Annotated in this window: 14 protein-coding genes and 2 pseudogenes; 14 read left to right on the top strand and 2 right to left on the bottom strand. The window is 34.4% G+C overall.

Annotated elements, in window-relative coordinates; genetic code table 11:
• Positions 1-10: 10 nt before the first annotated feature.
• Complete coding sequence (locus tag ACZZ9T_RS04810; RefSeq protein WP_463441144.1) at positions 11-3,064, bottom strand: DNA polymerase III subunit alpha; 3,054 nt, start codon at positions 3,062-3,064, stop codon at positions 11-13.
• A gap of 18 nt (positions 3,065-3,082) precedes the next feature.
• Positions 3,083-4,232 (bottom strand): annotated as a pseudogene (gene dinB / locus ACZZ9T_RS04805) (DNA polymerase IV).
• Between the two features lie 61 nt (positions 4,233-4,293).
• On the opposite strand from dinB, the gene ACZZ9T_RS04800 reads away from it, so the two are divergent.
• From ACZZ9T_RS04800 to ACZZ9T_RS04735, 14 genes and pseudogenes are all read left to right on the top strand, one after another.
• A complete protein-coding gene (locus tag ACZZ9T_RS04800; protein ID WP_463441143.1) occupies positions 4,294-4,536 on the top strand; it encodes a helix-turn-helix domain-containing protein in 243 nt (80 codons plus the stop codon).
• 19 nt (positions 4,537-4,555) lie between these two features.
• Positions 4,556-5,071 (top strand): S24 family peptidase, encoded by a 516-nt coding sequence (locus tag ACZZ9T_RS04795; protein ID WP_463442981.1) that lies wholly within the window; start codon positions 4,556-4,558, stop codon positions 5,069-5,071.
• A 19-nt stretch (positions 5,072-5,090) separates the two neighbouring features.
• Positions 5,091-5,318, top strand: coding sequence for a hypothetical protein (locus tag ACZZ9T_RS04790; protein ID WP_463441142.1), 228 nt, complete (start codon positions 5,091-5,093; stop codon positions 5,316-5,318).
• Between the two features lie 62 nt (positions 5,319-5,380).
• The gene (locus tag ACZZ9T_RS04785; protein ID WP_463441141.1) at positions 5,381-5,986 is read left to right on the top strand and encodes an alpha-ketoglutarate-dependent dioxygenase AlkB family protein; all 606 of its coding nucleotides are present in this window, start codon (positions 5,381-5,383) and stop codon (positions 5,984-5,986) included.
• Positions 5,987-6,010: 24 nt separating this feature from the next.
• Positions 6,011-6,292, top strand: a complete 282-nt coding sequence (locus tag ACZZ9T_RS04780) for a DUF7829 domain-containing protein (protein WP_463441140.1) — start codon at positions 6,011-6,013, stop codon at positions 6,290-6,292.
• A 504-nt stretch (positions 6,293-6,796) separates the two neighbouring features.
• Positions 6,797-7,297, top strand: coding sequence for a M15 family metallopeptidase (locus ACZZ9T_RS04775; RefSeq protein ID WP_463441139.1), 501 nt, complete (start codon positions 6,797-6,799; stop codon positions 7,295-7,297).
• 72 nt (positions 7,298-7,369) lie between these two features.
• Entirely contained in the window at positions 7,370-7,717 is a 348-nt protein-coding gene (locus tag ACZZ9T_RS04770) for a patatin-like phospholipase family protein (protein WP_463441138.1), read from the top strand.
• Positions 7,714-7,914 (top strand): annotated as a pseudogene (locus ACZZ9T_RS04765) (patatin-like phospholipase family protein); the annotation flags it as partial. The gene ACZZ9T_RS04770 and the pseudogene ACZZ9T_RS04765, both read left to right, overlap by 4 nt.
• Complete coding sequence (locus ACZZ9T_RS04760; protein ID WP_463441137.1) at positions 7,915-8,406, top strand: patatin-like phospholipase domain-containing protein; 492 nt, start codon at positions 7,915-7,917, stop codon at positions 8,404-8,406. It abuts the pseudogene before it with no gap.
• Positions 8,407-9,012: 606 nt separating this feature from the next.
• Entirely contained in the window at positions 9,013-9,675 is a 663-nt protein-coding gene (locus ACZZ9T_RS04755; RefSeq protein WP_463430232.1) for a DUF2589 domain-containing protein, read from the top strand.
• Positions 9,676-9,757: 82 nt separating this feature from the next.
• Positions 9,758-10,504, top strand: coding sequence for a hypothetical protein (locus ACZZ9T_RS04750; RefSeq protein ID WP_463441136.1), 747 nt, complete (start codon positions 9,758-9,760; stop codon positions 10,502-10,504).
• 4 nt (positions 10,505-10,508) lie between these two features.
• Positions 10,509-11,063 (top strand): hypothetical protein, encoded by a 555-nt coding sequence (locus ACZZ9T_RS04745; protein WP_463441135.1) that lies wholly within the window; start codon positions 10,509-10,511, stop codon positions 11,061-11,063.
• 203 nt (positions 11,064-11,266) lie between these two features.
• Positions 11,267-11,437 carry a hypothetical protein gene (locus tag ACZZ9T_RS04740; protein WP_463441134.1) on the top strand — a complete coding sequence of 57 codons (171 nt, stop codon included), beginning with the start codon at positions 11,267-11,269 and terminating at the stop codon, positions 11,435-11,437.
• 323 nt (positions 11,438-11,760) lie between these two features.
• Positions 11,761-14,427 carry a hypothetical protein gene (locus ACZZ9T_RS04735; RefSeq protein ID WP_463441133.1) on the top strand — a complete coding sequence of 889 codons (2,667 nt, stop codon included), beginning with the start codon at positions 11,761-11,763 and terminating at the stop codon, positions 14,425-14,427.
• Positions 14,428-14,462 lie beyond the last annotated feature (35 nt).

The following is a 14,462-nucleotide window of genomic DNA, read 5'->3' as shown; positions in this document are numbered from 1 at the left end:
ACACATAAATTTATATTTTTAAATTTCTTGGTAATCCAATTTCATGAGCCTGCGGATAAGGTTTTCGGGAGGTCATACTCACATCTTCTTTAATCTGCCGGTGGATATCATATTGTTTTTCTTTATCATAGGAATAACGAGGATCAGGAATCATGTGCATTTTTGCCATCTTATGAATGGTAATGGTCGGAAAATGATAATCGACTTCTACCGTTCCCAAAAGCAAATAACATCCACCTCCCTGAAAATTATACTGCTTCAGACTATCCGGAAAATGCGCTGTATCAAAATAATCTCCATTCACATCAATCCAGGTTCCGAAATACATTTCTCCTTTTCTGGTTGGGACATGTTTTCTTGCAATCAGATAAGCCAGCATTTTCACTTGTTTTTTATGAAACTTCAATAAATCTTTTACGCAGACGGAGCCTCTATATTTAGTTTGCAACAAATCAAAAGGACTGCATGAAACCGGAAAACCTATTAATTCAATCTCATCGAAAGCATCTTCAAAACTTTCTCTTTTTAATTCCGGAAGCTTAAACTGCTGAACAGGTTCTTCAATTAGTAGTAAGCCTCGATTCTCTGGTTTAAAATTCACTAATAATACTCTAGCTTCTACAAGCAATTCGTTTTTAGGTTTACCTGTAAAACGAAATGCGCCGATAAATATTAAGGTTTGGATCGTTTCGATACCGATCTGAATACGTTTAATAAAGTCTTGTAAGGATTTATAATCTCCATTCCTTTCCCGTTCTTCAACAATTTCATAGGCAATTTTTGTCTCTAACCCATCCAAAAGCATTAACCCTAAAAAAATATTCTTTTCCTTTAACGAAGTCTGAAATTCACTTGAATTCACACAGGGAACCTGAACATTTCCTCCAGACATTCTTGCTTCATGAATATAGACTTCTGTACGATAAAACCCTCCCTGATTATTGATGACGGAAACCATGAATTCCAATGGATAATATACTTTCAGATATAAGCTTTGATAGCTTTCCACTGCATATGATGCCGAGTGCGCCTTACAAAAAGAATATCCTGCAAAAGATTCAATCTGGCGAAAAGCTTCAGCAGTAAGTACTTCCGAATGCCCTTGATTTCTACAGGAATTAAAAAAATTGACTTTTACTTCGTTCAATTTTTCAATAGATCGCTCTTTTCCGCTCATCGCTCTTCGGAGAATATCGCCATCGGCATGAGTAAGCCCGCCAAAATACTGGGCAATTTTGATAACATCTTCCTGATACACCATAATTCCATAGGTTTCTTTCAAATTTTCTTCAAAAACAGAATGGAAATACTGAAATTGATCCGGATGATTATGCCTGAAAATATATTCTCGCATCATACCGCTCTGTGCTACGCCCGGCCTGATAATAGAAGAAGCTGCAACGAGGATTCTGTAATTATCACATTTTAATCTTCTTAAAAGCCCACGCATCGCAGGAGATTCTATGTAAAAACAACCAATTGTTCTTCCTATAGCCAAATATTCATTAGCTTTTTCTTCATCTTTGGAAAGTTTTGTGTCCCTGATATCCACATCAATTCCTCTTGTTTTTTTGATAAGATCTACGGTATCCTTTATCGTTCCAAGTCCTCTTTGGGACAAGATATCAAATTTTTCTAATTTTATATCTTCCGCTACATTCATATCGAACTGAACAATCGGAAATCCTTTTGGCGGCATTTCAAGTGCGGAATACTGAGTAATAGGCTCATCAGAAATTAAAATTCCGCAAGCGTGCATGCTTCGTTGATTCGGAAATTTTTCCATTAACTTAACGTATGTATGGATTGTTTGAACAACCGAATTCGTCTCATGAACTTCCATAGTTTTTTTAGTCAGTTCATCCAGCTCATCTTTAGGCAGCCCAAAAGTTTTCCCAACTTCTCTAAATCTTGATTTGTATTTAAACTCCACATTGGTTCCACAGAAAGCAACGTGATCTTTCCCATAACGGTTAAAAATATATTCCAGAATCGCATCCCTGTTCTGCCAGCTCCAGTCGATATCAAAATCCGGAGGGCTTTTTCTGTTAAGGTTTAGGAATCTTTCAAAATATAGATCAAGTTCCAAAGGACATATATCAGTAATTCCTATGCAGTAACTGACAATGGAGTTGGCTCCGCTTCCACGACCAACATGCATGAATCCCATTCTGTTGCTGTATCGTACAATATCCCAAGTGATCAGAAAATAAGAACAGAAGTTAAGTTCATCAATTACTTTTAGTTCTTTCTCTACCCTTATTTTTGCGGTTTCATTGTCCTTTCCGTAACGTTTCTCCAACCCCAAATATGCCAACCTTCTCAAAAGCTTAACATCAGATTCTTTGGACTTAGTATAGTATTGCTTACTCTTAACTTTTTCAAAATCAAATTCAAAACTACAGGTTTCCAACAATTTTTCGGTATTCTTTATGATTTCAGGATACCTTTGAAAAGCCTTGATAATCGAATCTCCAGATTTAAAATACTCTGATTTCCTGCAAACATCCTCTTCAGACAGTTTCGATAGTAAAGTATTGTTGTCAATAGCCCTTAAGACCCTATGAAGATTATATTCTTTTTTATTACTGAAAGTAACAGGATGAAGGACCACCATTTTCGGAATCAGCATTTTAAATTCAGGACGGATCAAAAGATTCAGCTCTTCTTCCAGAATTCCAATAAACTCATTGTCTTTCAACTTTGAAGGAATATTATCAATCGGATATACCACAAACACGTTTTTAAATATAGGGGCAACCTCAGAAAGTTCAGCTCCATGGCAGTTGTAATCTGTCAACACTTTATTGACTTCACCAATTCCCGAGAACTCTTTTGCAATAGCAATGTAAAGCAGTCTGTTTTCTTTTTTGACTTCAATTCCTGCAACAGGTTTAATTCCTACTTTTTCACATTCCTTCTTGAAATCATAAATCGCAGTAATGGTATTGATATCCGTCAATACTAATTCCTTAATACCTAAAGAATGTGCCTGCCGTACCAGCTCTTCTACAGATAAAGCGCCATAACGAAGGCTATGAAAAGAATGACAATTCAGAAACATGATAGAAAGTTTTATACGTTATTTTCCAAAATCAAAACCAGATGCCCTGCCGACCGCATCAGTACCAAACCGATTCTTTAAATAATCCATTGCCTGGTATAAACTCATCTGCTCTTCTGTATCTTCGAATAGATTCATCTGATGGTTACCATGCACCAGCCCGGTAAATCGTAATCCAACTAATCTCAGTCTCATTCTTCTTGTATATACCTGATTGAAAAGTTCCAGTGCTATTCTCGAAAGCGTATGATCAGCGGAAGTGTAAGCTACTTTATGCTGTTTGGTTTCCGTATCGAAATTGGCATAGCGAATCTTTACGATCACGGTCGAAGTCAGCCATTTTTCCTGTCTCAATTGATAAGCTAATTGTTCCGCCATTCCTGATATAAGCCTTTTCAATTCTATAATATCCATCGTGTCATTTGTAAATGTTCTTTCCGTTGAAATTGACTTTCTTTCCGAATATGGAACAACAGGGTTTTCATCAATACCATTGGCTTTTTTCCATAATTCTTTCCCATTTACTCCAATCATCTGCTGAAGCACAATTACCGGCATTTCAGCCAAAGTATGAATGGTGCGGATTCCAATCCTTGACAATAGTTGAAAGGTCTTATCGCCAACCATTGGAATCTTCTTAATGGATAAAGGATTTAAAAATGACTGCACTTCCATTTCCTTAATTTCCAGACTTTCCCACGGGTTTTGATTCTCCTGTTCCTATTTTTGAGACCGTTTTATTCGTAGATAGGGCAAAACTTATGGGAAGTCCTGCTTCTTTTTTTACTGCTGCTGCAATTTCCTGAGTCCATTGATAACAACCGAAAAATTGATCCATTCCGGAAAGATCCAGGTAAAATTCATCGATGCTCGCTTTTTCCATCACAGGTACTTTTTCCTGAATAATTTCGGTAACCGTATGGGATAAATTAGAATACAATTCATGATCGCCACGGATTACTTTTGCATCCGGACATAATCTGAGCGCCATTCGAATCGGCATTGCTGACCGGACCCCGAACTTACGTGCTTCATATGAACACGATGCAACCACTCCACGATCTCCACCTCCTATAATTAGGGGAATTCCGTCAAGCTGAGCATTATTACGCCTCTCGCAGGATACGAAAAATGTATCTAAGTCCATATGTACAATCGCACGATTCATTTTACAAAACTAGATACTATTTGTATCATTTTTCGTATATTTGCAGATACAATTTGTATCAATGTCGATTTTTTCAGAAAACATCAGGTTTTTAAGGACTCAAAAAAATTTATCTCAACAGGAACTTGCGGATAGAATCTCCATGAGCCGTGTCCGCTATTCAAAATATGAGGATGGACGTTCTGAAGCTCCTTACGAACTTTTAATCAGAATTTCAAAATATTTTAATGTGAGTATTGATTTGCTTCTCACGGTGGATATCAGAAAATATCCGCTGGAAAATGTATTAAAACTTCCAGAATAACAGGATTGTTTTGCCTGTTGTGGTAGACGAATTAGGAAATAACAGTATTGAAATTGTGCCTCAAAAAGCATCTATGGGCTATTTATCGGGGTACAGTGACCCTGAATACATTGAAAACTTACAGAGAATTACGCTTCCATTTCTGACTGGTGGAAAGTACAGGGCTTTTCCTGCTCAAGGAGATTCTATGCCGCCATTTAAAGATGGTTCCTATATTATTGGAAAATATGTTGAAAGCATTGATGACCTGAAACCGAATAAAAGTTATGTTTTTGTCACGTTAAATGATGGTATTTCTTACAAAAGATTTACCTCAAGAAATAAAAAAACAATAACTGTTGCTGCTGACAACTCTTTTTATAAACCTTATGATATTCCTCTGGGAGAAGTTGTAGAAGTCTGGCAATACGCCTCAGGAATTTTCCCCGAAGATTTTGAACCTGATAACTTTGAAAATTATAATTTAAAAGAAATGTTTCTGGAAATCAGAAAAGACATTCAAGGTCTTGATGAAAAGATTTCAAAAAACAATTAGAAAAAACTTACATTATTTAATGATCATCTCTTACTACGATTTTCAGAACTTACCAGACCGTCAGGCGCAGTATGATTTCACTCTTGCTCACGGACGTTTAATCAGCGAAAGAACCACTTCTCAATCAAAATATATTTTGTACGAAGTTTCGAGTTTTTCGGTGGAACTTATTTATGATATCATTCACGATAAAATTATCAGTATGAACCTTTTTGAAAATAAATCTTCCTATTTGAACAAAAATTAAAACTACCATAAATCCTATCCAAACAAGATATTAAGTATTAAATATTTAAACTAAATACTACAGTGAGCCAGCTCAGTTTATTTAATTCAGAAGACCTTTATGAGTTTCCAAAAAACCTTTTGGAATATAGAGAACATTTTCTAGATCCAAAAGAGGCTGACCAACTAAAAAAGCACTTACTATCTACAGTTCCGTGGAAGCAACGTACCCAGAAAATGTATGATAAAACTGTATTGACTCCTCGACTCACTGCATGGTACAGCGATAAGAAAATTTTCGAATCTGCAGACAAGACATCAGATGCTAATCCATGGACACCTGAGCTCATATCACTAAAAGAAAGAATTGAAAAAGAATTTCGCTATCAATTCAATGGCGTTTTGCTGAATCTCTACAGAGACCACAATGATTCCGTTGCCTGGCATCGGGATAAAGAAAGCAGATATGGAAAACGACCGATTATTGCTTCAGTAAGCCTTGGACAAACAAGAAATTTTGATTTTAGAAAAGTAGATCATCATCAGAGTAAATACAGCCTTCCTCTCCCTCATGGATCATTATTAATTATGAAAGGTGATTTACAGGAGCACTGGGAACACAGAATTGCTAAGTCCAGCATTCCAATGAAAGAACGTATTAATTTAACTTTTCGTTTGCGAACTGCATAATTATAATAAAAAGCAACTCTAAAGATGCTTTATTTACAGTACATTTTTTATTATTTAAGAATTCTATTTTTTATCCTACAAAACAAAAATATTGAATTCAATATCAATCACTCAGATTCTGACGATGAAACAACATTCCTAGAATTATATAAAAAAGAAGATATCCCTGTTAAGCATTACATCTGTAACAATGTTACCCATTTTTACAGTCGGTATTGGGAATATATTGAATTAGCCTTCAAAAAGCACGAAATTTGGGATCTGATAATGAACAAGACAGAAAAAAAACTTTTCACTCTAAATTAGAAAAACTCTATCAAAATTTCCCGAAACAAGAATATGATATAGATACGGTTGTAAAAATCTTTATCCGGAAGTCTTCAATTAGATTTAAGAAACAAAATTTTCGTTAAAACACATAATAGAGTTTATTAAGACCTATTACGAGCCTATTTATTCAAAACAACACACATAATTAGTTCTAAAATAATTATCAAAACATTGTTATCAAAATTAGAATTGTTAATCAAATGATTAGCTACGTAATTTCGATATACTATTGATAAGTAATAACTTTCGATAACAGGAAACGAAGAAATTATTGCACTCTACTAAGGCATACATGATTAAGAAATGACTGATTTAAAACACAAAACTATAACTTTTAAAACAGAATATTATGTTTAACTGAAACTTTAACATTTAATTTAATCAACTGATAATCATTATATTAAATAATTTTAAATACGTCATGTTTTGTCGTATTCCGCATCTACATTTGCTTTTCAGAACAATTAAAAAAAATTTGATATGGATAAAATAACACTACAAAGAATTGAAAAGCTGCACCCGTTTGTAAGAGAAGAAGTGAAAAAAATCATTGAAGAATGTGACACCGCTCTTACCGGAAAAGCAAAGGTAAGGATCACGCAAGGATGGCGAAGTTTTGAGGAGCAGGAAAAGCTCTACGCTATTGGCAGAATTACTTCAGGAAAAAAAGTCACCAATGCAAAAGCCGGACAAAGCATTCACAATTATGGTCTGGCTGTAGACATCTGTATGATGATCGACGGAAAAACGGCAAGTTGGGACACCGTAAAAGACTGGGATAATGATCAAGTTGCCGATTGGTACGAATGTGTGAAAATTTTCGCAAAATATGGCTGGGATTGGGGCGGAAACTGGAAAACTTTCAAAGATCTCCCCCACTTTGAGAAGAAAAATATTCTGACGAAAAAAGGATTGGTGAAGACGAGCTGGAGAACACTTTTAAAGATGAAAAGAGATAAAGATGGGTATGTTGTTTTTTAGAAAATAATTTAATGCGACGAGTTCTGTCGCACTCCGTTCCTACCTTTACTTTACCAAACAACAGTAGAGAAAATGAAAAAAGTAACCCTACTTTCTTTAGACGGAGGTGGAATAAGAGGTATCATTACCTGCATTATTTTACGCTACATAGAAGAGCAACTTCAGATCTATGATCACCCAAAGGCGAAGCTTGGAGATTATTTTGATCTGGTTGCAGGAAGCAGCACGGGAGCATTGATTGCTTCGATTATTTTGTGTCCAGACGAACAACGAAAAGCAAAATATTCTATCCAGAAAGGTCTTGAATTATACGCTGAAAAGGGCGGCAATATATTTCAGGTTTCCTTTTGGGAAAGACTGGTCAATCCTTTTGGATTGTTGAATGAAAAAATCTCCAGGAAGCACTTGAAAAAAACCTGAATGATTTTTTTGGAAAATTAGAATTAAAAGAATTAATAAAGCCTTGTTTAATAACAAGTTACGATATAGAAAACAGAAGAGCCAAACTTTTTAATTCATGGAAAGCCCATCTAAATACAGATAATTTTTACGTAAAAGACGTTTGCAGAGCAACTTCGGCTGCACCTACTTATTTTAGTCCGGTACAAATTAAATCAATGTACGGACAGATTTTCAGCCTGATCGACGGAGGAATGTTTGCCAATAATCCCGCACTTTGTGCTTATGCAGAAGCCAGAAAAATTCCGTTTGCCGAAGTGCTGAAAAATCATCAGAAAGCCAACCATCCAACTGTGAATGATATGATCATCATCTCTATAGGAACCGGTATTGAATCTAAAAATTATTCTTTTAATAAAATGGAAAAAGCCGGGAAAATAGGTTGGGTAACACCAATTATAGACATCCTCATGTCTGCAAATGCAGAGACCGTGGATTATCAGCTTGGGCAGATGTTTCAGACTTTGGGTCAGAGAAATCAAAAAAATTATTACCGTATCAATCCTTCTCTGAAAAACGCTTCACCCGCAATGGATAATGTAAGAAGATCTAATATTGAAAATCTTATTCAGGCAGGATTGAGCTATATTGATGATAACAGAGAAACTTTAAATCAAATTGTGCAAAAATTAATCAGAAATAAAATATAAGCTATTTTGCTTATAAATGTAACAAATAAGGTTTTAAGCTTATATTGATTCAGTGAAAATGAAATAAAAACAGTTCATGTTTTTTGACGACACAAAAAATGATCTTTATTTATCATTAAAAAGCAAACACACTGCGAAAATATAAATTTAAAGATAAAGAAAATTATAACACGACGAGTTTTGTCGTCTCTCAAAACTATCTTTGAAGTAATAAAAATCCTCAAGAAAAACACAAACTATTTTTAAATAAAGTAAATAACAAAGATTATAACACGACGAGTTTTGTCGCCTCTCGAAATTATCTTTGAAGTAAGAAAAATCCTCAAGAAAACACAAACTATTTTAATGAAATTAATAAGAAAGATTATAACACGACGAGTTTTGTCGCCCTCTCCTATTATCTTTGAAGTAAGAAATAACTAGAGAAATGGTAGCTCAATAAGTTCATTTCAGTCTTAAAAATAACCCAAACAAATTTCTATTATTATCAGCCTTCAGTTTGAAAAAACTGAAACAGGAAATGTATTACCCAATTTTGAATATTAGTCTGCTAGCACTAACTATATATTATTTAACCCATTTTTTAACCTTTAAATTTTTAAAATTATGCCAAATTTAGTACAAGAACTAAACAGTTTAGATTTCAGCGTTTACATCGGAGGTCCTTTGCAGGCAGCTGTAAAAGCACAACATGACGCTTCCATTTCTCAGGTCAACTTCATCAAAGAAGTAGGTTTTATCCCCGGTACAACAACAGGAACAGGCGCTGCGGCCGTGACCACACCTTCTCAGTTGAGATATGTAGATTTTAATTACGAAAAATCTATTCCTAATCCCGATTTTGGTAAAACTCTTCAACAATTGAAAGATGAGGGAAGAATTGATGCCGCTGCAACACAAATACCACCAAGCATTAATGTTGCGCTGCAATTCCTTAAATCAGCTGTAAACCTAAAAGTTCCTTTCCTTACGATGCTTACGGTTCCGGCTTTAAGAATTGATGAGATTACAATTGATTTTAATGCAAAATTGAATTCAGTAGAAACTCAAAACGTATCAAGCGAATTCGCAGGAAGTGCATCTATCAGTGCAAAGTTCTGGAAAGTGAAATTCAATGCATCTGCTTCTTATAAAAAGACGACTTCAAGCACTTCAACGACAGAAAAAACATACACTTTGGGTGTACATGTAAGAGCTGTAAATGATGAATTGCCTGCCGGTCTTTCAAGAATCATGGATATGCTGGAAGACAGTATTGCTGCTGTTTAATTTTTTTATCTTTTTTTCGGATGGTTGCTTCGGCAGCCATCCTTTTCAACTATTTTTTTATTAATTATTAAAACATGATATTATGCCAAAATTGAATGAATACTTAGGAGGTCTTGTTTCAGAGATTGCTTCTGCCAGAAAAATGGCAGATCTACAAACAGTGCAAATAGCAAGAGAATACGCAAAAGATGATATGCTGAAACATTTTTCTATTCCGAGAATGAAAGTGAGCAGCGTAGATCTTACAGTGCCTTTTGCGCAGGCCGGAGCTTCAGCTAAAATGAGTTTTAAAGAATTTATATATGATGAAATTACGACCATTGTAAAAGAAGATTACGACCCGCTTGATGAATCAAACAATACAATTTTAAAAAATTATTTATCTTCTTTAGAACCAGAGTATAATAAGATTATAACAACTATTAAAGCTTATGAAATGCGACTAATAGATACATCAGCTTATCAATTGGACACTCAAATTCAGCGATCAATTGTAGCAGATGATCATCCGCTGATCAAAGAAGGCACTTTTGACGCTTTATCGAAACAAATTCTTACATTTTGCTTAAACAATTTCAACTGGATAAAAACAATAGATGAAAATCTGTTTACTCAAAGCATACGCAACAGAATGATCATAGAATACGAAAACGGTATTAAAAATCTGCCAACTCAGACTAGTGAAATCATTGTAGAAGCAAGCCAACTGATGAAAATAGACCCTAAATATCTGATCTATGCTAAAATGACAATCACAGAATCCGGAATGGAATGGAGTAAATATGAAAACATTAATGGTGATATTGTAGAAACTCTAATACCTGAATAATACGATGAAAAAATCACAATTTATTTTAGTAAGCCAATTAAAAGAAAAACTACAAGAGTTTCCAAACATTGTTTCATCACTGGAAACAAAAGATCCTTATTTTATTGAAAGAATATTATCCTGGTTAAAATCTGTAGAAGATATCCTGTCTACAAATAATATCAGCGAAGTCTCAGAAATGGCAGGCTTTAGAAGTAAAATACTTACTGCTAAATTCAGTAATGAAAGAGGCACAAATATTAAGAAAAATCAAATAAAAATTGCTGCAGGAAGTCTTTATGACATACAAAATACTGTACTCAATGTTTTGATGCCTTATGAACAAAAAATGAATGAATGTCGGGAAATTATCAAACAATTATTGGTTTTAGCAACCCAAACAAAAGCAGTAGAATATGACAGCAAAATAGATTTTGAAGATTTTGTGAGAAAAATATGGCAATATATACTTTATGATGACAACTTAAGAGCCGGAGCTGCAAGACTAAAATCTGTACTTTCAGATATGGATATCATCATGCTTATCGCTGATGAAATTAATCCTGAAGATTTTTCATAAACAAAAAAAATAACTCAAATTTTTTGAGTTATTTTTTTTTATACGTCACCTTTTGTCGCTTCCCTCTTCTATCTTTGGAATAGAAATAAAAACACAAAAAACAATCATTAAAATCTTTTAAAAGCGCTTGAATTCATCATTTTAATATGCTGAACAGCCAGAAATATGTGGAAAATTTACTAAAATTCAAAACCAACAACAACATGGAATCACCAGATCACAACACCGACCTCATCATTGATAAAGATATTTACACCATCAATTGGAACGACATTGAAAATATCGAAATAGACTATAATAATTATCTCAACGAAATTGAAAATTTCTTCAGAGAAGATTTCGAGAATGACATTCTTGAAGAAGATATTTTTTAAATAAAGTTTTACAACACGTCAAGTTTTGTCGCTTCCCACTATTACTTTTGAAATATAAATAAAACACAAACAATCAACTTAAATTTTCCGAAAAGCCTTTGAATTCACCATTCACAAAATGCTGAACAGCCAGAAATATGTTCAAAAACCAACAAATAAAAACATAAAAATGACATTTCCCAACAAAAATTAAGGTGGACATCCTTTGCTGGAAACCACCCTAAAAAATAAGGCTGAAACATGAAGTGACTCTACTAAAAAGGGACTTCGAAAATTTAAATATTATAAAAAAACAATTTATACAAATGAAATCAAAAGAAGAATTGAAACGTTTTTTCGAAAACGGAGACATCCCCAAACAGGAAGAGTTTTGGGAATGGCAGGAGTCTTATTGGCATAAAGACGAACAACTACCTGCAGACCGAGTAGATTATGACTTTTCTCAAAAAGCTGATTTAGTCGACGGAAAGGTTCCTGCATCGCAGTTACCAAGTTATGTGGATGACATATTAGAATTTGATTCAGTAGAAAGTCTTCCAAACCCCGGTGAAAAAGGTAAAATTTATCTAATAACTAATGATAATGTACAGTTTAGATGGAGCGGTTCCGAATATATACAAATTAGTTCGGGGAAGAATTTGATGACAACTGATACATATCAGGAAGTCACAGGCACAAAAAGGTTTTTTAATACAGGAAATTCAGTTAATGATTTAAATCTACAAGTATGGGGTAAAAATGGTGCTAAGGCTGGAGTATTCTTTTATAGTGAAGGAATGGATACAGCGCAAATTAACTTTGACGGATATTTCAATTTTAAGAATCAGAATGATGAAGGATATAGAAATATAAAGTCGGCAGGTTTTATAAAAGATGGATATAACAACGGTTTCATTCTTTTAGCCGGCGGAGGGCATATACCTATTACTGAATTTGTTGCGAATTCTGATTTTGATAATCAATTAGCTTTAGTACATAAAGCAGATATTACAGGTGGTATTTATAATGGTTCTACTGGGAGAACTAACAAATCTTGGTTTGATTATAATTGGGCAGGTACAGGTGGTGCTGGTTCAGTGATGAATTTTTCAGGTTTAGGAGGTAATTACTCTACTGAATTATTTGCGAGCTATAATAACCCTGATAATATAGGGATAAGAACCCATCAAGGTGACACTGGTACATGGAACGAACCGGTATTTTTATGGCATGATAAAAATCTTAATCCTAGTGCTATAGTGCCATATGATAATGCAACTAAAGATGTAAATCTTGCTGCTAAAAAAATTACTTTCATTGAAAATGGTAATATCGTAAAAAAGCAAAATAGTGTACAGATTGCAAATAAAGTTTATCAAAATTATTATGATGCAGGAGTTCACAATGGAATTCTATCAGTAAAATTTCCCGAGGTAAATCCTAATCCAACCATACTTACTGTTGATATTAATATTTATGGATATGGCACAACATATTTAGGAAAACTAACCGTTTCTTTTTATAAATATTTAGGAGGTATAATTACAAATGGATCAAAGGCTATATGGGAAGTAACTGACAATTTTCCTACTACTTTAGTAAGAGCCGGTATGAAAGGAGATGGTTATGTATCTATTTTATTGGGTGAGCCTGATACTGCTTGGGGAGAATATTTTTCTCTTGAAGTCAGTAAAGTTAAAACTCAATATGGAGAGTGGAATAGAGATTGGACTCAAGGCTGGTTTGATGTTTTCGAAAATAACATGTCAGATTATACTACATTAATTGATATACCTTCAGATGTAGCAGCTACTCAATCATGGATTAAAAATAATTTAGAAGATAATTATTGGAAGAAAAATGATATATCAACTACTTATTGGGGACTAGATTCTAATAGACCAATTGCACTTTTAAACAATAATCAAGCTCAAAAAGTATATACAGGCGGATTATTAGCTTCTGACTTTTATGACGATGGAATTAATATCCCTACCAATGGAATCTATTCTAAAGGCAACATCAAAACTCTTAATTATGGTTCTGCAATAGAATGGGCTATAGCTTATAATTGGACTCAAAATGAGGGCGCAACAACGAATTGGGTTAACCAGAATTACATCCCAAAAACTCACCCCGCTAATCATGTTACTGTTGCTAATATTGGTAATTGGCTATCTTATACCAATCATAACTATAATATGTCGATTCAGCCGGATCAGGTTGGTAATAATGAGTTCCAAACGGGCTTTGGTTCCTGGAACAATAATGGGGGTGGCGCAGGAGGTTATATGGATTATATTCATTTTGGAGGTTATATTGATTCTTCAGGGGGCAATCAGAATTTAATCGCTTTCAGAAAAAACGGTCCGGGCTTAAGGCAATTTCAAAACACAAAAGGAAGCCCTACAATTTATGGTGATAATGGCACCTATGTTGACTATTGGCACACAGGAAATTTTGACCCTGCTGACTATGCTACAACAACACAGCTGGATACAGCAGTAGCTAATGGTAGCACTGCATTTAACTGGGGCAATCACGCTTCAGCAGGTTACGCACAAGCCCAGGAAAACGCATCGGCAATAGGTTTTGAATTAGGAAATCCTGAACAGCCCTACATCTATCACAATACAGATGGTCATAAATTTTTAGCGACTACAGATTGGGTTCAATCACAAGACTACACAACTCTCGCATTTGTTGAAGAAAGCATCAATGCAATCACACTAGAAATTACAAACCCAAGTCATTCTGTTGACGCTACAAACAAATTCGTTACCATCATCATTACAGATGATTTCCCTAGCGAGTCTATAGAATGGGAAATATTAAGCCCTGAACAGAATATCACCGTGATCAATCTCGGAATTCATACCATAGATCTCAATTTTGAGGGGAAAACATTTGATCGGCTTGGAGAAAGAGAAACCTCTGAATATTATATCAATAAGGACCGAAAGCTGATAAGAAAAGCAAATTATAAAGAAACCGATGTATTAATATCATAGCCAGTTATCAATTTTCAAATATTATAATAATCTTA

It is taken from the genome of Chryseobacterium sp. AC417 (assembly GCF_979258215.1).
The sequence above is the reverse complement of the archived record's forward strand: the minus strand, read 5'-3'. Positions and strand labels throughout refer to the sequence as shown.

Bases quoted from the DNA above. Each gene is read 5' to 3' on its own strand.
- ACZZ9T_RS04810 (WP_463441144.1), bottom strand. From the start codon at position 3,064: ATGTTTCTGAATTGTCATTCTTTTCATAGCCTTCGTTATGGCGCTTTA.
- ACZZ9T_RS04745 (WP_463441135.1), top strand. From the start codon at position 10,509: ATGAAAAAATCACAATTTATTTTAGTAAGCCAATTAAAAGAAAAACTA.
- ACZZ9T_RS04755 (WP_463430232.1), top strand. From the start codon at position 9,013: ATGCCAAATTTAGTACAAGAACTAAACAGTTTAGATTTCAGCGTTTAC.
- ACZZ9T_RS04780 (WP_463441140.1), top strand. From the start codon at position 6,011: ATGCTTTATTTACAGTACATTTTTTATTATTTAAGAATTCTATTTTTT.
- ACZZ9T_RS04790 (WP_463441142.1), top strand. From the start codon at position 5,091: ATGATCATCTCTTACTACGATTTTCAGAACTTACCAGACCGTCAGGCG.
- ACZZ9T_RS04775 (WP_463441139.1), top strand. From the start codon at position 6,797: ATGGATAAAATAACACTACAAAGAATTGAAAAGCTGCACCCGTTTGTA.
- ACZZ9T_RS04750 (WP_463441136.1), top strand. From the start codon at position 9,758: ATGCCAAAATTGAATGAATACTTAGGAGGTCTTGTTTCAGAGATTGCT.
- ACZZ9T_RS04740 (WP_463441134.1), top strand. From the start codon at position 11,267: ATGGAATCACCAGATCACAACACCGACCTCATCATTGATAAAGATATT.
- ACZZ9T_RS04800 (WP_463441143.1), top strand. From the start codon at position 4,294: ATGTCGATTTTTTCAGAAAACATCAGGTTTTTAAGGACTCAAAAAAAT.
- ACZZ9T_RS04760 (WP_463441137.1), top strand. From the start codon at position 7,915: ATGTACGGACAGATTTTCAGCCTGATCGACGGAGGAATGTTTGCCAAT.
- ACZZ9T_RS04770 (WP_463441138.1), top strand. From the start codon at position 7,370: ATGAAAAAAGTAACCCTACTTTCTTTAGACGGAGGTGGAATAAGAGGT.